Source organism: Streptomyces sp. NPDC002276, assembly GCF_053891435.1.
The window spans coordinates 69,572-86,501 of record NZ_JBSFCQ010000012.1; the positions used below are offsets into that span (position 1 = coordinate 69,572).

Here is a 16,930-nt window from a genome sequence, read left to right on the forward strand (position 1 = left end):
AGATGACACCTTGGTTGTCATGACAGCTGCTTCGGAACCTGCTTCGGAACTGAGCTTCTTCGCATCTGCCGACGGGGACCTCGCCTACCGTGACGTGGGCACCGGCGACCCCGTGGTCCTCCTCCACTCCGGCTTCGCCGACCACCGCGTTTTCGACGACCAGATACCGGTCCTCGCCCGCGACTTCCGCGTCATCGCCCCGGACATCCGCGGTCACGGCTTCTCGGCCAACGCGAGCGGGCCGTTCCGCTGGGCCGACGACCTCGCGGGACTCCTGCGCCACCTCGACCTGGGCCCCGCCGTCCTGGTCGGCCTGTGCATGGGCGCGGCCGTCGCCACCGACACCGCCCTGGAACACCCCGAACTGGTCCGCGCGATCGTCGTCTCCGGCGCCGGCACCAGCGCGTTCGAGTACACCGACCCCCAACTGCTCGAACACCAGGCCCGCGGCGGGCAGTTGCTCGCCGCCGGTGACCTCGCGGGCTGGCTCGACCACTTCGCCGAAGGCGTGGCGGGCCCGCACCGTGAGGTGGCCGAGGTCGAACCGTCCGTCATCCGGCGCCTGCGCGAACTCACCGCCCACACGCTCGCCAAGCACACACCGGGCGAACGCGACCGGTACGTCCCGCTGGGCGACCCGTGGCCCCGCGTCCCGAAACTCGACGCCCCGGTCCTCGCGATCAACGGCGCCCTCGACTGGCCCGACAGCCTCGCCATGGCGAACCGCTTCACCGACACGGTCCAGAACGGCCGCTCGACCGCGATCGAGGGCGCCGCCCACTACCCGAACATGGAGAAGCCCGAGGAGTTCAACGCGATCCTCCTGGACTTCCTGCACTCCCGCTGACGGCGCCTACGGCACCACCGTCACCGGCCACCGCCCCGCCTTCACCAACCGCACCGCGACCGACCCGATGATCCGGTGGCCGGCCTGCTCGGAGGCGCCGACGATGACCGCGTCGGCCTTCAGCTCGTCGGCGGCCTTCACCAGACCGCCGTAGGGATCGCCGCGGAACGTGTGGAACTCCCAGCGGATGTCGAATATCCCCTTCACCCGCTCGGTCTCGTTCCGGATCTGGGCGACCAGGTCCTCGGCGATCTCGTCGGTCGTCTCGGCGACCGGCGCCCCCACGGCCGCACCCGCCGCCAGCACCGGCTGCACGTACACGATGGCGAGCAGCGCGTGCTGCCGCCGCGACATCCCCGCGGCATAGGCCGCGGCCCGCAACGAGGACTCGGAGCCGTCCACCCCGACCACGATGACCTTCGGCCCGTCCGTGCCCCGCTCGAACTGAGTTGGCTGCTGTTCCGTCACGGCTGGCAGGCTATCGGAACCCGCAGGTCCCGAACCTGCCCGGGGAGCTCTCGACGGGCGCGCGGCCCGCCCTGTTCCTACAGTCGGAAGCATGACTGCCACCGTGGAGGCGCCCGGGTCCAAGGACACCAAGGCTCCGATACGGCCGCCCGGCCACGGCCTCCTCAGCAGGGTGCCCGAGGGCTTCGCGACCTTCTTCGGCGCCCTCGGCCTGCTCTGCGTGCTACTGGCCTTCATCGCCCCGCTGCGCCGGGTACTGCGCCCAGTGGTCCGCTTCCTCGACCTCCTCATCGTCCCCGTCAGCGCCAACCTCGCCTACGCGGTCTTCCTGTTCCTGCTGGCCGCCGCGACCGCCGCCCGCAAGAAGATCGCCTGGTGGCTGGTCGTCGTCTATCTGGGCCTGCTCGTCCTGACCGACGTCCTCGGCGTGGCCCTAGGCCTGTACGCCGAGTCCTTCCCGTCTCTCATCGTCTGCGCCCTGCTGCTGGTCCTGCTGATCGTCGCCCGCAAGCAGTTCTACGCCGCCTCCCGCCGCGCGGCCGTACGACGAGCCCTCGCCGTCCTGTTCGCCGGACTCGCCGTCGCGATCCTGGCCGGCTGGGGACTGGTCTCCCTGTTCCCCGGCACGCTCCCCGAGAGCCAGCACCTGGGCTGGGCCGCCGACCGGGTCTGCGGCGGCCTGGTCTCCGGCCGCTCCTTCGACGGGCGCCCGCCCCGCGCCCTGTTCTTCCTCCTCGGTCTCTTCGGCGCGCTCGCCCTCCTCAACGCGGCCACCGTCCTCTTCCGCTCCCAGCGCCTCGAAGCCGCCCTGCACGGCGACGAGGAGGACCGCATCCGCGCCCTCCTTAAGGCCTACGGCGGCCAGGACTCCCTCGGCTACTTCGCCACCCGGCGCGACAAGGCCGTCGTCTTCTCGCCCAGCGGCAAGGCCGCCGTCACCTACCGCGTCGAGGCCGGCGTCTGCCTCGCCAGCGGCGACCCGGTCGGCGACCGCGAGGCCTGGCCGCACGCCATCGCCGCCTGGCTCGACCTGGCCCGCCGGCACGCCTGGGCCCCCGCCGTGATGGGCGCCTCCGAGGACGGCGCACGAGCCTTCGCCCGCGCCGGGCTCGGAGCCCTCCAACTCGGCGACGAGGCGATCCTGCACGTCGCCGACTTCGACCTCGCGGGCCGCGACATGCGCGTCACCCGGCAGGCCGTGAGCCGCGTGCGCCGCGCCGGTGCCACCTGCCGTATCCGCCGTCACGCCACCCTCACCGACGCGGAGATGGAGGAGGTCGTCGACCGCGCCGACGCCTGGCGCGACACCGAGACCGAACGCGGCTTCTCCATGGCCCTGGACCGCCTCGGCGACCCGGCCGACGGCGACTGCCTCCTCGTCGAAGCCCTCGGCGAGGACGGCAAGTTGCTCGCCCTGCTCTCCCTCGTCCCCTGGGGGAGCGACGGCGTCTCCCTCGACCTGATGCGCCGCGACCGCACCGCCCCCAACGGCGTCATGGAGTTCATGGTCGCCGAACTCTGCGCCACCGCACCGAAGTTGGGCGTCCACCGGATCTCCCTCAACTTCGCCGTGTTCCGCTCGGCCTTCGAGGAGGGCGCCCGCATCGGCGCGGGCCCGGTCCTCCGCCTGTGGCGCCGCCTGCTCCTGTTCTTCTCCAAGTGGTGGCAACTGGAGGCCCTTTACCGCTCCAACGCCAAGTACCACCCCGAGTGGTACCCCCGCTTCATCTGCTACGGCGAGACCGCCTCCCTGGCCCGGATCAGCCTCGCCTCCGGCATCGCCGAGGGCTTCGTCTCCGTACCGTCGCTGCGCCAACTCTGGGGAAAGGGGCACCCGAAGAGCGGCCCGCGGCCCGCGACCACCGCCGATCTGCCGTCCCTGTCGGCGCTCGGCCTCGACAGCGAGGACGAGACCGACGGTCCGGAGAACGGCCTGCCCGAACAGGTCCGCGTCCGGCACCACAAACTCGACCGGCTGCGCGACGCGGGCACCGACCCCTACCCGGTCGGCGTCCCGCAGCGCACCCACACCCTCGCCGAGATCCGCGCGGGGGACCAAGTCACCGTCGCCGGGCGGGTGATGAGGGTGCGCGACCTCGGCGGCATCGTCTTCCTCACCCTGCGCGACTGGTCCGGCGACCACCAACTCGCCCTCACCCGCGCCGAGTCGGGCCCCGCCCTCGACCGCTTCACCGCCGACACCGACATCGGCGACCACATCACCGCGACCGGCCGCGCGGGCACCAGCGACAAGGGCGAACCCACCGTCTTCGTCGCCTCCTGGCAGCTCACCGGCAAGTGTCTGCGCCCGCTGCCCGACAAGCGCCGCGGCCTCACCGACCCCGAGGCCAAGGTCCGCATGCGCTACCTCGACCTGGTCGCGAGCCCCGCCGCCCGCGATGTGGTCCGCGCCCGCTCCACCGCCGTACAGGCCCTGCGCCAGGGCCTGTTGGAGCGCGGCTACCTGGAGGTGGAGACCCCGATGCTCCAGCAGATCCACGGCGGCGCCAACGCCCGCCCCTTCACCACCCACATCAACGCCTACGACCTCGACCTCTATCTGCGCATCGCCCCGGAGCTGTACCTCAAGCGCCTCTGTGTCGGCGGCCTGGAGAAGGTCTTCGAGATGGGCCGCACCTTCCGCAACGAGGGCGTCTCCTACAAGCACAACCCCGAGTTCACGATGCTGGAGGCCTACCAGGCGTACGCCGACTACGACGTGATGCTCGACCTCGCCCGCGAACTCATCCAGGGTGCCGCGACCGCCGCCTTCGGCTCGCCCGTCGCGCGCAAGGGCGGCGAGGAGTACGACATCTCGGGCCCCTGGCCGGTCAAGACCGTCTACGGCGCGATCTCCGAGGCGCTGGGGGAGCCGGTCGACGCCGACACCGAACTGCCCGCACTGCACCGGCTCTGCGACCGCGCGAAGGTGCCGTACGGCGTCGACGACCCGCGCGGGGACGTCGTACTGGAGATGTACGAGCGGCTGGTGGAGGAACCGACCCGGCTGCCCACCTTCTACAAGGACTTCCCGACCGACGTCTCCCCGCTCACCCGCCAGCACCGCACGGACCCGCGGCTCGCCGAGCGCTGGGACCTGGTCGCCTTCGGCACCGAACTCGGCACCGCCTACTCCGAGCTGACCGACCCCGTCGAACAGCGCCGCCGCCTCACCGCCCAGTCGCTGCTGGCCGCCGGGGGAGACCCCGAGGCGATGGAACTCGACGAGGACTTCCTCGACGCCCTCGAATACGCGATGCCGCCCACCGGGGGCCTCGGCATCGGCGTGGACCGACTCGTCATGTTCCTCACCGGTCTGACGATCCGTGAGACGCTGCCGTTCCCTCTCGTCCGGCGCCGCTGAGCGTCCGAACGCTGGGCCGGGCGGGTGTTTTCCTGCCGCCGCACCGGTGTTGCCGTGGGGCGGCGGTGTCCTGCCGGGCGACTGATGAGTCATGAAGAAGGATCAGTCGCTCACGCGCCGACGGGCCCTGCTCGCCGGCGCCGCCGCCGTCGGGGCGGCCGGCACCGCCGGTCTGCTGTACTCCGGACTCTCGGACGACACCCCCGTCCGGGCCGCCGCTCCCGCCGCCGGGCCCCCACCGCGCCTCGCGCGCAAGCCCTCCGCCTACCGCCTCCGGCCCGTGGCCGGATACGGCGCACCCCACACCACCCTCGCCCACGTCCCGGTACGGCACGAACCGTTCCTGCGCATGTCCGGACGCGGCAACACCATGGTGCTCACCTTCGACGACGGACCCGACCCCCGCTACACCCCGCACATCCTGGACACCCTCGCCGAGTACGACGTCCGCGCCACGTTCTTCGTGTGCGGCGAGATGGCCGACTGGAACCGGGACATCCTGGGCCGGATGTCCGACGAGGGCCACGTCGTCGGCAACCACACCTGGTCGCACCCCCTGCTGACCAAGCTGACCCGGAGTCAGATCCGCTCCGAGATGGAACGCACCAGCGATGTCATCGAGGACGCCTACGGGGAGCGCCCCCTCTGGTTCCGCGCACCCTACGGCGCCTGGAACCGGGCCGCCTTCCAACTCGGCTCCGAGCTGGGCATGGAGCCCCTCGCGTGGACCGTCGACACCCTCGACTGGGACACACCCGGCGTCCGCCACATCGTCAACGCGGTCGAGGACGGCGCCGCCCCCGGCGTCGTGGTGCTCTCGCACGACGCCGGGGGCGACCGTTCCCAGAGTGTGAAGGCGCTGCGCGAATATCTGCCGCACCTGCTCGACTCCGGCTATCACATGACGCTGCCGCGCCGCCGGACCACTTGACGGGTCTTCGCCCGCCCGGTCGGGGAAACGCTCAGCGCACCTCGACCAGGCGGGCGAAGACGACGACATTCCCGTCGTAGCCGTTCTGCTTGGAGAAACCGCCGCCGCACGTGATGACGCGCAGTTCCGGAGTTCCCTTGGAGGCATAGACGCGGTCGCCGGGGAAGTTGCTCTTCTCGAAGACCTCGATGCCGTAGATCTCGAATACGGCCGTCTTTCCGTCCTTGCGCTCGACCTCGACGCGATTTCCCTTCTTGAGGGCCCCGAGTCCGTAGAACACGGCGGGGCCCATTTTGTTGTCGACATGGCCGACGACGACCGCCGTGCCCTTTTCGCCGGGGGAGACGGCGCCGGTGAACCAGCCCGCCAGGTTCGGGTCCTCCGGCGGCGGGGCGCCGACCCAGCCGTCCGCGTCCAAGCCCACCGGCATGACCGGGGCGTCGACGCGGATCGCCGGGATCCGCACCCGGTCGGCGACGGAGTACGGCAGCGGGGCCGGGGCCTTGCCGAAGGTGCCGACGCCGGTACGGCTGTCGGCGGCTGCCGCCGACGCCGGCTGCGGCGGCCCCACATCGAACTCTCCCGAACCATTCCGAATGAGCGCGAGACCCGTCAGCAGAACAAGCGCTATCACTCCCCATGGGGCGCGCTTCTTCTGCCGCTCCTCCTCTTCGGCAAGCTCGGACAGCTCGGACGCAGACATTCGCCATCCCCTCTCGACGCGGCCGTCGCCACGTCAATCGCGCATACGAGAACGCTAAGTCCCGAATGCGGAACCGGCGACGGGGCAGGAGCGAACGGGTGGCCCGGACATCCTTATGTGCGCCATATGAGGAGAGGGCGGCAGGTTTTTTCTGACGGTCCGTGACCTGCGGCAATATCCGATTGTCCGGTCTCCCTTCGGCGTGTCCTCTCACCAGGACGGACCATTCCCGAAATGCGGGCGCGTGCAAGGCATCTGAGGGTGCGTCTGGGAGGCGTTTTCTCGCCGATCGACCGGGGACGGGTCCCGGGGCGCCTTCCGCGGAGGATGACATGCGTACAACTCGTGCTCTGGCTGCCGCCGGTGCCGCGGTGGCCGTCCTGGGGCTCGCCGCCCCGGTGGCCCTCGCGGACGGCATGGGGGAGAGCCCCAGCAACATCGTCGCCCTGCCCAGCGTGATCGCCCGCGGTGGCCAGCTGACCGTGACGGTCGACGGCTGCTTCACCGGCGCCACCGCCAACTCGCCCGGCTTCGAACGCCCCGCGAACCTGTCCTCGCTCGTCGGCGGGGCCGGCCAGACCGCCAGCGGAACGGCGCGGATCAGCCGAAACGCCGGCCCGGGGCCGTACAGCATCACCGTGCGCTGCCGGAACGGTTCCGTGCTGACCCGGGACTCCGCCTACACCGTCATCGGCGGTGTCCGCGGTGGTCTCGGCGGCAGCAGCGCCAGCGGGGCGACCCCGACCGACATGGCGATCGGCGGCGGTCTGGTCGCCGCGGCCGTCGTGGGCGGCGGGGTGTTCTGGATGCGCCGCCGCACCGAGCGCTTCATCTGACCTCCTCCCCCCTTCGGAGGTCGAGACGCACGGAACAGGCCTTCGCCCCGGACCCTTTCGGGTTCCGGGGCGAAGGCCTGTGCGGGTGGTGGAACGGTCAGGCGCCGTCCTCTCCGGTACGGCGACGGGAGAAGTGGTACGCGGCCCCGACCGAGCCCGCGATGAGGGCCGCGCCGATGCCGAGCTCCTTGAGATCGAAGCCGGCGATGCTGCCGCCCTCACCGGCCCGGACGCCTCGGGGCATCTGCTGCGACGGCTGGAGCGGCTGGATGTTGTTGTTGGTCCGGCCGGAGGCGATCGTCAGACCCGTGGAGCCGCTCTCGCCGCCGCACGTGAACGTCACCTGGTACACCGCGCCCGGCCTGGCGTCCCAGTCGACCATCGCGGTCGCCGAGGACTGGCCCGGCGAGATCCTGACGGTGTCGAAGACCCCGGAGGAGACCGTGGCCGAGCCCCGGCAGCCGCCGCTGTCGCGGTCGAGTTGCAGGGTCACCTGGCCGCCCGCCGCGATCGTCGAGGGCAGGACGCTGAAGCCGAACGGCGTGATGTTGTGGTTGCCGTCGCCCTTCGCGACGGCGGCCGGCGCCGCGAGGGCGAGGGCGCTGATGCCCAGCAGTGCGGCCGAGGCGACGCGTATCGCGCGCATGGTGATTCCTCCGGGTCCCCGAGGAGCAGCCGCGGACCTTTTCCGCTGGCGCCGTAAATGCACCTCGATGTCCGAAACGCTAGGAACATGTGTGCGCTCCCGCGATCCCAGTCGCGCGAATGGGGCAACCGTGTGGGCCGCACAGGGGACGCCGTTCCTGCGACCGGGGGACGCCCGCGGCGCGGCGGACGTCCCCCGGCGGGCGGTCCCGGTGAGGGGCCGTCAGCCCTTGATGTGCGGGAAGAGGTTCAGGAACGGCTCCGCCGACGCCGTGATGCCACGGCTGTACGGCGCGTCGAAGTCCCAGATCAGGAACAGCAGGAAGGCGATCAGTGCCGAGAACAGCCCGGCGAGGATCAGTTCCCGTGTCGTACGCCGGATCTGTAGCGCGAAGACCATGCCGATGGTGATCACGGCCCCGGCGAGCAGCCCGAACCACACCACCGACGGCATGGTCGCCCCGGTGGAGTTCGAACGGGCGCTGCGTGCCGAGTCCAGGGCGGCGACCTGGTCGACGAGCGGCTGGTAGGCCTGCGCCTGGAAGTCGGTCTTCGGCTGGTAGTCCGTGACATCCGCGCGGATGCGCTCCAGGAGGTCGGCGCCGCGCTGGGTGAGCTTCTCGTGGTCGGCCATCGTCTTCCACTCGACGTCGACGACCTGTGAGACGTACGCCTCGATGTCGGCCCGGACCCGGTCGCGTTCGTCCGCCGGATAGACGCGCACCCGCTCCGAGATCTCGTGCAGCGCCTGTGCCTCCGCCTGCACATGGTCCTGGGCGGCGCTGCGGGCCTCCCAGACACCGGCGATCGCCAGGCCCAGGACGATGGCGTACACCACGCCGATCCACATCGTCATGTACTCGATGACGTCCGGGGTCTCGCTGGGGTCCTCGTCCTCGGACGCCGCGCGTTCGCGCAGGAAGGTGACGATGACGACGACGACACAGGCCGCCGCCATCGCGAGGACGAGAACAAGCCATTCCGACAAGGGGTTCCTCCGGGGATCAGCGCGGACGCAGCGCGGCGATGGCGACCACCGCGGGCATGGTGATGAGCAGGACGTAGACGACCGGCGGCGTCCGGCTGGGGGCGGGCCGCGGGTGCGGCTGGGCGTGGTACTTCGGATAACTCACCGGGGTCGCCGCGGGATGCGGGGCGGGCCTGGGTACGGGCTTCGGCTTCGGCGCCGGTTTCGGCGGCGGGGTCGGTGTGGGCGTGGGCGTCGGGGCCGGCCGGGGCAGCGGAGCCGCCGGTGCCGGACGCGGCGCCGGAGCGGGCGGCGGAGGTGTGGGTTTCGGCGTGGGCTTCGGGGTCGGCGTCGGCCTGGGTGTCGGAGTCGGGGTGGGCTTCGGCTTCGGCGGGGGCGGCGGTGTGGGTTTCGGCGGTGGCGGAGTGGGCGTAGGGGAGGGGCAGGGCGGCGGGGGCGGTTTCGGGGTCGGCTTCTCGCAGACCGGGGGCGTCGGCCAGGAGCCGCTGCCGGCGACCGCCACCGCCTCCGTGCCCTCCGGCCCCGTCGAGGCGTACGCGCACGCGTCGGCCGCCGCCAGGCCCGCCGGTGCGCCCGCCAGCAGCCAGGTCAGCGTTACCAGGGTCAACACCCTTGCGACGAGGGCGGTTCGGGTCGGTTCGGGTCCATGCACGACGGAGATCATGAGGCTTCGCGGGCCGGGGCGCGCCGGGGCGCGGAAGGATTGCCCCGAAGGAGTGGAAGGCGCTGTACGGCGGTTTGACGAACAGGGTCCCGGAGGTGGCCGGATGCGTACGTACATACGAAGTGGCAGCCGTGACACAGGAGTCGGAAAGAATTTTCTGCGGCCGTTGAACACTTCCGTGGTCCCCACCCGTACCTAGGACCGTGCGGCGGCACAGACGGGCGCTGCAACATCCAGGTGATTATGGGGAGTTGACGATGAAGACCTCCTGGCGGAGCGCCTCACTCGCGGCGACGGCCGTGTCCGTCATGGCGTTGACGGCGGCGTGCGGTTCGGAAAATGTGACCACACCTTCCTCTGCGGCACAGAACGTCGGTGCCACGGCGGCGGCCGGAGGTTATGGCAGCGTCGGGGCCGCCACATCGAGCCCCAGCGCCGCGAGCAACGGCTACGGAGCCGACGGCCAGCAGGCCGCGGCGGCCGAGCCCGCGGGCCAGCTGACCGTTGCCAACAACCCCGACCTCGGCAAGGTGTTGAGCGACGGAGCGGGTCTCACCCTCTACCGCTTCGACGCCGACACGGCCAATCCCCCCAAGTCCAACTGCGACGGCGACTGCGCCACCGCGTGGCCGCCGGTTCCGGCCGACGACGCCACTGCCGGTGCCGGTATCGACAAGTCCCTCATCGGCGAGGTGACCCGCACCGACGGCACCAAGCAGCTGACCATCGGCGGCTGGCCCGCCTACCGGTACGCCAAGGACGTCAACGCCGGTGACGTCAACGGCCAGGGCGTGGGCGGCAAGTGGTACGCGCTCGCCCCCGACGGCAAGAAGGCGACCCTCGCCTCGCTGCCCGGCCTCTCCGTCCGCAAGGACGCCAAGCTCGGCGACATCGTCGTCGACAAGAACGGCCACACGGTCTACCGCTTCCTCAAGGACAAGGCATGGCCCAAGTCCGTCTCGAACTGCGTCGGTGCCTGCGCGGAGAAGTGGCCGGCCGTCGGGATCGTCTCGGCGAACGACACCAAGGGCGTCGAGAAGAAGGGCCTCATGGGCTTCACCCGGTCCGACGGCGCCAAGCAGATGACCGTCGACTGCTGGCCGATCTACACCTTCTCCGGTGACACGGCCGCCGGACAGACCAACGGTCAGGGCGTGGGCGGCACTTGGTACGCCGTCTCCCCTGAAGGGAAAGCGGTCGGCGCGCCCGCGGCGTAGCGAGAACCTCCCCAGGGTTGATCGCTCCCCCGCCCAACTCGGCACCGAAACGCGGAAGGGAGGGTCGCGGGCAAGCGACAGAAATGCCGAACAACACAGCGCGCGCGACCCCAGGTCCGCCCCCTCCGCACCGCACGGAGGGGGCGGGCCGCTTTCGCATTTCCCGTGCGGCGAATTCCGGCATTCTCCGCGCTTCTCCGCGTGTCCCCGCAGGTCAATTCGGCACGTGCCGCAGGCAGTGACCGGGAACGGACGGTCAATTTCCGTTTCCGCTCGCTCCTTTGGCGGGCGATCAGTAGCCTCAGCTCGAACACCGGATCGCCTACGCCTTGGAGAGATACATGGAGCGTCCCGCCTGGGCACCACGGAGCATCGACATCTCGGTGCCGAGCGTTTCGCGTATCTACGACTACTACCTGGGCGGTTCGCACAACTTCGAGGTCGACCGGGAAGCGGCCCGCAAGGCCATGGAGTTCCTCCCGGGACTTCCCAAGATCATGCAGGCGAACCGGGCGTTCATGCGTCGCGCCGTCCGCTTCGCGGCGGCCGAGGGCATCACCCAGTTCCTCGACATCGGCTCCGGAATTCCCACCTTTGGCAACGTCCACGAGGTGGCCCAGGCGGCCAGCCCCGGCGCCCATGTCATGTACGTCGACCACGACCCGGTGGCGGTCGCGCACAGCCAGGCCGTGCTGGCCGGCAACGAGACCGCGGGCGTCGTCGCGGCCGACCTCCGCAAGCCCCAGGAGATCCTGGCGAGCGCCGAGGTTCAGCGCCTGATCGACGTGAATCGGCCAGTGGCCTTACTTCTCGTTGCCATACTGCACTTCGTGGAAGACGCGGACGACCCGTACGGAGCGGTGGCACAGCTGCGCGACGCACTCGCGCCCGGCAGCCTGCTGATCCTCACCCATGCCTCGTACGAGGGAATCCCGCTGCCACCGGAGCGGGCGGAGGGCGCGGTCGACGTGTACAAGGACATTCGCAATCCGCTGATCATGCGCTCGCGCGACGAGATCGCGCGGTTCTTCGAGGGGTACGACATGGTGGAACCCGGACTGGTGCCGATGCCGGACTGGCGGCCCGACACCGCACCGGAGGACGAGGATCCGTACTCCTTCTCCGGATTCGCCGGCGTAGGACGCGCGGCGTGATCGCGGAGCCGGACGGGCCGGAGGACAGACTGCGCAGGTTCGCGACCATCTGGAGCCGGGCGGTGTTCCCGGCGACCTCGACCTCGCTGACCCGCCCGGAGTTCGAGGAGCTGCTCCTGCCGCTGGCACGGCGGTTGAGCGACGCGCTGCGCGCCAGGACCTTCGAGGCCGAGGAGGGCAAGCAGGTCGGCGCCGCCCTCGTCGCCGCGCACTGCACCGACCCCGACGCCCTCAGCCGCACCCTGGAGTGCGTCGACGCCTACCTGGTGCTCTACTGCGGCGGCGACGGCTCCCAGGAGGACCTGCGGATCCGCTCCGCCCGCCTCCAGCACGCGATGGCCGCCGGCTTCGCCCAGGAACTGCGCGAGCGCACCCTCGCCGAGCAGGAGGCCATCTCGGTGGCCGCCCTCCAGGCCCAGGGTGTCGTCGCCCAGGCCCTGCACGCGACGGAGGCCCGCTTCCGCGCGGTCTTCGAGGGCGCGGCCATAGGAATCGGCATGGCCGACCTCGAAGGCAACATCCTCCAGGTCAACGGCGCGCTGCTGCGCATGTTCGGGATCTCCGACCAGACCATGGGCGGCCGCAACGTCCGCGAGTGGACCCACCCCGACGACGCGCCCCAGACCTGGACCCTCTACGACGAACTCGTCCGCGGCGAACGCGAGCACTACCACGTCGAGAAGGCGTTCTACCGGCCTGACGGAACGGTCCTGTGGACCAACCTCACCGTCTCCCTGCTGCGCGACGCCGACGGTAACCCGCAGTACCAGCTCGCCCTCATGGAGGACACCACCGAGCGCCGGCTGCTGAACCTGCGGCTGCGCTACGAGGCGACCCACGACGCCCTCACCGGCCTCCCCAACCGCACCCTGTTCTTCGAACGCCTGGAGAAGGCGCTCGGCGCGGGCAACAACCAGCGGTTCGGCCTCTGCTACCTCGACCTCGACGGCTTCAAGACCATCAACGACAGCCTCGGCCACGCGGCCGGCGACCGACTGCTCGTCGAGGTCGCCGACCGGCTCCAGTCCTGCGCGACCGCGCCCGGCGAGATGGTCGCCCGGCTCGGCGGCGACGAGTTCGTGGCGCTGACCACGGGCCCCGACACCGAGCGCGAGGTCGACGAACTCGCCGGCCGCATCATGAACGCGCTCATCACCCCCGTCAGCATCGACGGCCGTGACCTCACCGTGCGCGGCTCCATCGGCATCGTCGAGGGCCCGGCAGGCGAGCGGGGTCCGGCGGAGGTGCTGCGCAGCGCCGACATCACGATGTACCGGGCCAAGTCGGCGGGCGGCAACCGCTTCGAACTCGCCGACCCCGAGGCCGACGCCCGCGCGATCACCCGCCACGGTCTGACGACGGCACTCCCGGCCGCCCTGGACCGCAACGAGTTCTTCATCGAGTACCAGCCGCTGGTCCACCTCGGCGACGGCAGCGTCCGCGGCGCCGAGGCCCTGGTCCGCTGGCTGCACCCGCAGCACGGGGTCCTCGGCCCCGACCGGTTCATCCCCCTCGCCGAACACACCGGTCTCATCGTGCCGTTGGGCCGCTGGGTCCTCGACCAGTCCGTCCGGCAGGCCAAGCAGTGGCAGGAACGACACGGCGGCAACGACGCCACCGGCCCGCTGCGCATCAACGTCAACCTCTCGCCCTGCCAGCTCAGCCACCCCGGCCTGGTGCAGGACACCGTCGACATCCTGGAGCGCGCCGGAGTCAGCCCCGACGCCCTCTGCCTGGAGGTCACCGAGTCCGCGCTCATCGGCGCCGACGACGACCTCCTCAAGCCGCTGCGGCGCCTCGCCGAGATGGGCGTCGACATCGCCCTCGACGACTTCGGCACCGGCTACTCCAACCTCGCCAACCTCCGCCGCCTGCCCGTGAGCATCCTCAAGTTGGACCGTTCCTTCACCCAGGGCATGCAGCAGTTCCCGGCGGACCCCGTCGACCTCAAGATCGTCGAAGGCATCGTCTCCCTCGCCCACAGCCTGAACCTCTCGGTGACGGTCGAGGGCGTCGAAACAGGCGCGCAGGCCGAGCAGTTGCGGATACTCGGCTGCGACACGGCCCAGGGCTGGTACTACGCCCGCCCCGGCCCGCCGGAGCGGCTGCACGACCTGGCGTTGGTCGACGCGACGGGCTGAGCGACCGCTGCCTCAGGGCAGCGGGACCGACCGCAGGCTGTGATGCGTGCCCGCCTGCACGAGGACATGGCCCGGGTCACCGCCCGGCACGGCGAGCCTGGGGTACTCCCCGCCCCTCGCCTGCGAGTACCGCGGGGACATGCGCGGCGCCGCGTCGCCGGTCCCCTTCGGACCGGCGCGCAGGTCGATCGACATCACCCGGTCCCTGAAGGCGGCGTCGTTGCGCGGGGTGAAGGTGAGGAACCGGTCACCCGCCAACTCCCCCTCCTCCGTGGTGTCGTAGTAGCTCCACAGTCTCTTGGGGTGGACCAGGTCGTACGCGTTCCAGGAACCGGCGCTGGAGTCCTCCGCGTTGGCCTCGTACAGAACGAGCACACCGTCGGGCGAGATCACCCCGCGCTCGGGCTTGTCTCCCGTGTCCTCGGCCGTCTTCATCGGCCGGAGCGTGACCGGGTCCAGCCGCTGGAGCGGCGGAAAGACGTCACCGGCGGAGTACGGGCTGCCGGTGCACACGAGGTAGTGGCCGCCGGAGACGAGGTTGTCGCATTCGACGTCCTTGGGGGTGGTCGCCAACGGGTCGCCGGTACGCGCGTCGCGCGCGGTGACCTTCATGCCGTCGGTGGTGTAGACACGGCCCCCGAAGGCGGCGACGCCCCCGTACGAGTCCCCGTGGAAGGTGCGGCTCCACAGCGACTCGCCGTCGGACATCCGGAAGGCGGCCAGGGTGATGACCCGGAGGTTCACGTCCGGATTCTCGACGGCGTAGACGGTGCCGTCCGCCGCGCCGAGGACCGTGGGGATGCTCGCGTCGGCCAGCGGGCGGGTCCAGGCGGCCTTGCCCGTGCGCAGATTCGCCGCGCGCAGCGTCTTGCCGGAACTGGTCACGGCCCGTTCGGTGGCCGAGTCGACGACCAGGTCCGCGTCCTTGCCGCGCTCGGCGGGTGGAACGGTCCAGGTGACCTCGCCGGTGCTCCGTGACCGCCCGACGAGACCGCCGGAACCGGTCCGGCACACGACCTGGTGAGCCGTCGCCTCGCAACGGCCCTCCGCCGCGGAGTAGTTGACGGTCCACGCGTTCCACCCCGCGCCGACGGCGCTCGGCGAGGCGGTCGGCGAGGCGCTGGGCGTTTCGGGTACCTCGGGTACCGAGACCGTCGTCCGGTGCGACTCACCGGAAGGCGTACCTCCCGAACCCGAGCAGCCCGCGAGTATCAGCCCGACCAGCGGCACACTGGCCGGCCATGTTCTCCGCATCTCTGGTTCCCCCCTCGTACGCGAAGGGTTCATCGTACGGACGGTCAGCGCTCCAGCAGCATCCGCTGCAACTCCCTGGCCGCTCGCGGCGGAGCCACATCGCTGCGATGCGCGAGCGCGATCGTCCGATGCAGCCCGGGCCGCGCCAACGGGGTCACCCGCAGCCCCCGCCCGGACTTCGTCGCGACCATGCGCGGCACCACGGCCACGCCGAGCCCCGCCCGTACGAAGCCGAGGACCGCGTCCATCTCGCCGCCCTCCACCGCGAAGTCGGGCTCGAAGCCCTCCGTGCGGCACGCGGCGACGGTCAGTTCCCGCAGGTCGTAGCCGTGCCGGAACATCACCAGACGCTCGCCCTCCAGATCGGCGATCCGGACCGTACGCCCACGTCCCGGCACCGGCGCCTCCGGTGACGACACGACCACCAGATCCTCGCGCAGCAGCTCCACCGTCGTCAGCGCCGGTGACGGCGTGGGCAGCGGCAGCACCACCAGGGCCAAGTCCAGGGCGCCGCGCGCGAGTTCGCGTACGAGATCGTGCGAACCGCCCTCCTCGATCAGCAGCCGGATGCCCGGATAGCGGTCGTGGAAGGCGCGCAGCACATCCGGCAGCAGGCCCGTGCAGAGGCTCGGGGTCGCCCCCAACCTGATCCGGCCGCTGCGCAGTTGGACCAGTTCGAGGACCTCGTGCCGGGCCGTGTCCGCGTCCGCCAGGATCCGCCTGGCCAGTGGCAGCAGCGCCTCGCCCGCGTCGGTGAGCGTGATGTTGCCCCGCGCCCGCAGGAACAGATCCGCGCCCAACTCCCGCTCCAGCGCCTTGATCTGCTGGGACAGCGAGGGCTGGGCGACATGCACGAGATCGGCGGCCCGGGTGAAGTGCCGGGTCTCGGCGACGGCCACGAAGTACTGGAGCTGCTGGAACTGCATGCAGCCATGATAGCCGTAGCCTATGGAATCCAGGCGGATCATGTCTTGGACCGATCGACCTCCCGCCGCCTAACGTCCGTAGACATGGCTCTGGCAACGCGGACGGACCGACGGCCGTCGATGGCGCGCACGGTGTGGGACAGCTCCGTCGGCAAGAAGACAGTGATGGCGGTCAGCGGCCTGATCATGCTGCTGTACCTGGTCGTCCACATGATCGGGAACCTGAAGATCTTCTTCGGCGCGGGGGAGTTCAACCACTACGCCCACTGGCTGCGCACCGTCGGCGAGCCCTTCATGCACTACGAGTGGACGCTCTGGCTGATCCGGATCGTCCTCGTCGTCGCCGTCGTCGCGCACGCCGTCTCCGCGTACCAGCTCAGCCGCCGCGACATCAAAGCGCGCCCCAGCAAGTACGTGCACAAGAAACCCCGGGCGACCTACGCGACCCGCACCATGCGCTGGGGCGGGATCATCCTCGCCCTGTTCATCGTCTGGCACATCCTCGACCTGACGACCGGCACCGTGCACTCCGGCGGCTTCCAGGAGGGCCACCCCTACCAGAACGTCGTGGACACCTTCTCCACCTGGTACGGCGACACCATCTACATCGTCGCGATGCTCGCCCTCGGCCTGCATGTCCGGCACGGCTTCTGGAGCGCGGCCCAGACCCTCGGCGCGGGCAGCCGCAGCCGCGACCGCGCCCTGAAGACGACCGCCAATGTCCTCGCGCTGCTGCTCACGGCCGGCTTCATCGCCGTGCCCGTGGGCGTCATGACCGGAGTGGTGAGCTGA

15 protein-coding genes are annotated in these 16,930 nt (G+C 70.8%); 8 read left to right on the forward strand and 7 right to left on the reverse strand.

The features are described 5' to 3' along the window. Window positions 1-19 precede the first annotated feature (19 nt). Window positions 20-847, forward strand: coding sequence for an alpha/beta fold hydrolase (locus tag ACWIHT_RS28270; RefSeq protein ID WP_456171103.1), 828 nt, complete (start codon window positions 20-22; stop codon window positions 845-847). Window positions 848-853: 6 nt separating this feature from the next. On the opposite strand, the gene ACWIHT_RS28275 is transcribed toward ACWIHT_RS28270, so the two are convergent. Beyond that, on the reverse strand, window positions 854-1,315 hold the full coding sequence (locus ACWIHT_RS28275) for a universal stress protein (protein ID WP_456171104.1): 462 nt from the start codon (window positions 1,313-1,315) through the stop codon (window positions 854-856). Window positions 1,316-1,406: 91 nt separating this feature from the next. On the opposite strand from ACWIHT_RS28275, the gene lysX reads away from it, so the two are divergent. Together lysX and ACWIHT_RS28285 are read left to right on the forward strand one after the other, a co-directional pair. Next, window positions 1,407-4,679, forward strand: coding sequence for a bifunctional lysylphosphatidylglycerol synthetase/lysine--tRNA ligase LysX (gene lysX / locus ACWIHT_RS28280; protein WP_456171105.1), 3,273 nt, complete (start codon window positions 1,407-1,409; stop codon window positions 4,677-4,679). A 91-nt stretch (window positions 4,680-4,770) separates the two neighbouring features. Further along, window positions 4,771-5,610 carry a polysaccharide deacetylase family protein gene (locus ACWIHT_RS28285; protein WP_456171106.1) on the forward strand — a complete coding sequence of 280 codons (840 nt, stop codon included), beginning with the start codon at window positions 4,771-4,773 and terminating at the stop codon, window positions 5,608-5,610. A gap of 31 nt (window positions 5,611-5,641) precedes the next feature. On the opposite strand, the gene ACWIHT_RS28290 is transcribed toward ACWIHT_RS28285, so the two are convergent. Next, on the reverse strand, window positions 5,642-6,313 hold the full coding sequence (locus tag ACWIHT_RS28290) for a class F sortase (RefSeq protein ID WP_093623622.1): 672 nt from the start codon (window positions 6,311-6,313) through the stop codon (window positions 5,642-5,644). A gap of 332 nt (window positions 6,314-6,645) precedes the next feature. On the opposite strand from ACWIHT_RS28290, the gene ACWIHT_RS28295 reads away from it, so the two are divergent. Next, complete coding sequence (locus ACWIHT_RS28295) at window positions 6,646-7,149, forward strand: hypothetical protein (RefSeq protein WP_456171107.1); 504 nt, start codon at window positions 6,646-6,648, stop codon at window positions 7,147-7,149. Window positions 7,150-7,246: 97 nt separating this feature from the next. On the opposite strand, the gene ACWIHT_RS28300 is transcribed toward ACWIHT_RS28295, so the two are convergent. The 3 genes from ACWIHT_RS28300 to ACWIHT_RS28310 all read right to left on the reverse strand — a co-directional run bounded on the left by ACWIHT_RS28300 (window position 7,247) and on the right by ACWIHT_RS28310 (window position 9,434). Continuing rightward, window positions 7,247-7,795: a hypothetical protein gene (locus tag ACWIHT_RS28300; RefSeq protein ID WP_456171108.1), complete on the reverse strand. Its 549-nt coding sequence runs from the start codon at window positions 7,793-7,795 to the stop codon at window positions 7,247-7,249. 222 nt (window positions 7,796-8,017) lie between these two features. Next, complete coding sequence (locus tag ACWIHT_RS28305; RefSeq protein ID WP_456171109.1) at window positions 8,018-8,782, reverse strand: bestrophin-like domain; 765 nt, start codon at window positions 8,780-8,782, stop codon at window positions 8,018-8,020. A 16-nt stretch (window positions 8,783-8,798) separates the two neighbouring features. Beyond that, window positions 8,799-9,434 (reverse strand): hypothetical protein, encoded by a 636-nt coding sequence (locus tag ACWIHT_RS28310; protein ID WP_456171110.1) that lies wholly within the window; start codon window positions 9,432-9,434, stop codon window positions 8,799-8,801. 269 nt (window positions 9,435-9,703) lie between these two features. On the opposite strand from ACWIHT_RS28310, the gene ACWIHT_RS28315 reads away from it, so the two are divergent. From ACWIHT_RS28315 to ACWIHT_RS28325, 3 genes are all read left to right on the forward strand, one after another. Continuing rightward, complete coding sequence (locus tag ACWIHT_RS28315) at window positions 9,704-10,663, forward strand: SCO0930 family lipoprotein (RefSeq protein WP_456171111.1); 960 nt, start codon at window positions 9,704-9,706, stop codon at window positions 10,661-10,663. 341 nt (window positions 10,664-11,004) lie between these two features. Continuing rightward, window positions 11,005-11,817, forward strand: coding sequence for an SAM-dependent methyltransferase (locus ACWIHT_RS28320; RefSeq protein ID WP_456171112.1), 813 nt, complete (start codon window positions 11,005-11,007; stop codon window positions 11,815-11,817). Further along, window positions 11,814-13,958, forward strand: coding sequence for a putative bifunctional diguanylate cyclase/phosphodiesterase (locus ACWIHT_RS28325; protein WP_456171113.1), 2,145 nt, complete (start codon window positions 11,814-11,816; stop codon window positions 13,956-13,958). The genes ACWIHT_RS28320 and ACWIHT_RS28325 overlap by 4 nt, the downstream gene beginning before the upstream one ends. Window positions 13,959-13,970: 12 nt before the next feature. Here the strand turns inward: ACWIHT_RS28325 and ACWIHT_RS28330 are convergent, their stop codons facing one another. Together ACWIHT_RS28330 and ACWIHT_RS28335 are read right to left on the reverse strand one after the other, a co-directional pair. Continuing rightward, the gene (locus tag ACWIHT_RS28330) at window positions 13,971-15,212 is read right to left on the reverse strand and encodes an outer membrane protein assembly factor BamB family protein (protein ID WP_456171114.1); all 1,242 of its coding nucleotides are present in this window, start codon (window positions 15,210-15,212) and stop codon (window positions 13,971-13,973) included. A gap of 44 nt (window positions 15,213-15,256) precedes the next feature. Continuing rightward, window positions 15,257-16,138: a LysR family transcriptional regulator gene (locus tag ACWIHT_RS28335; protein WP_456171115.1), complete on the reverse strand. Its 882-nt coding sequence runs from the start codon at window positions 16,136-16,138 to the stop codon at window positions 15,257-15,259. Between the two features lie 120 nt (window positions 16,139-16,258). Here ACWIHT_RS28335 and ACWIHT_RS28340 point away from each other — a divergent pair, with 120 nt between their 5' ends. Beyond that, complete coding sequence (locus ACWIHT_RS28340; RefSeq protein ID WP_456171328.1) at window positions 16,259-16,930, forward strand: succinate dehydrogenase; 672 nt, start codon at window positions 16,259-16,261, stop codon at window positions 16,928-16,930.

What these genes read in the sequence shown, in the direction of transcription:
- ACWIHT_RS28300 (WP_456171108.1), bottom strand. Translation starts at nt 7,795, where the DNA reads ATGCGCGCGATACGCGTCGCCTCGGCCGCACTGCTGGGCATCAGCGCC.
- ACWIHT_RS28270 (WP_456171103.1), top strand. Translation starts at nt 20, where the DNA reads ATGACAGCTGCTTCGGAACCTGCTTCGGAACTGAGCTTCTTCGCATCT.
- lysX (WP_456171105.1), top strand. Translation starts at nt 1,407, where the DNA reads ATGACTGCCACCGTGGAGGCGCCCGGGTCCAAGGACACCAAGGCTCCG.
- ACWIHT_RS28290 (WP_093623622.1), bottom strand. Translation starts at nt 6,313, where the DNA reads ATGTCTGCGTCCGAGCTGTCCGAGCTTGCCGAAGAGGAGGAGCGGCAG.
- ACWIHT_RS28295 (WP_456171107.1), top strand. Translation starts at nt 6,646, where the DNA reads ATGCGTACAACTCGTGCTCTGGCTGCCGCCGGTGCCGCGGTGGCCGTC.
- ACWIHT_RS28340 (WP_456171328.1), top strand. Translation starts at nt 16,259, where the DNA reads ATGGCGCGCACGGTGTGGGACAGCTCCGTCGGCAAGAAGACAGTGATG.
- ACWIHT_RS28320 (WP_456171112.1), top strand. Translation starts at nt 11,005, where the DNA reads ATGGAGCGTCCCGCCTGGGCACCACGGAGCATCGACATCTCGGTGCCG.
- ACWIHT_RS28285 (WP_456171106.1), top strand. Translation starts at nt 4,771, where the DNA reads ATGAAGAAGGATCAGTCGCTCACGCGCCGACGGGCCCTGCTCGCCGGC.
- ACWIHT_RS28315 (WP_456171111.1), top strand. Translation starts at nt 9,704, where the DNA reads ATGAAGACCTCCTGGCGGAGCGCCTCACTCGCGGCGACGGCCGTGTCC.
- ACWIHT_RS28335 (WP_456171115.1), bottom strand. Translation starts at nt 16,138, where the DNA reads ATGCAGTTCCAGCAGCTCCAGTACTTCGTGGCCGTCGCCGAGACCCGG.
- ACWIHT_RS28330 (WP_456171114.1), bottom strand. Translation starts at nt 15,212, where the DNA reads ATGCGGAGAACATGGCCGGCCAGTGTGCCGCTGGTCGGGCTGATACTC.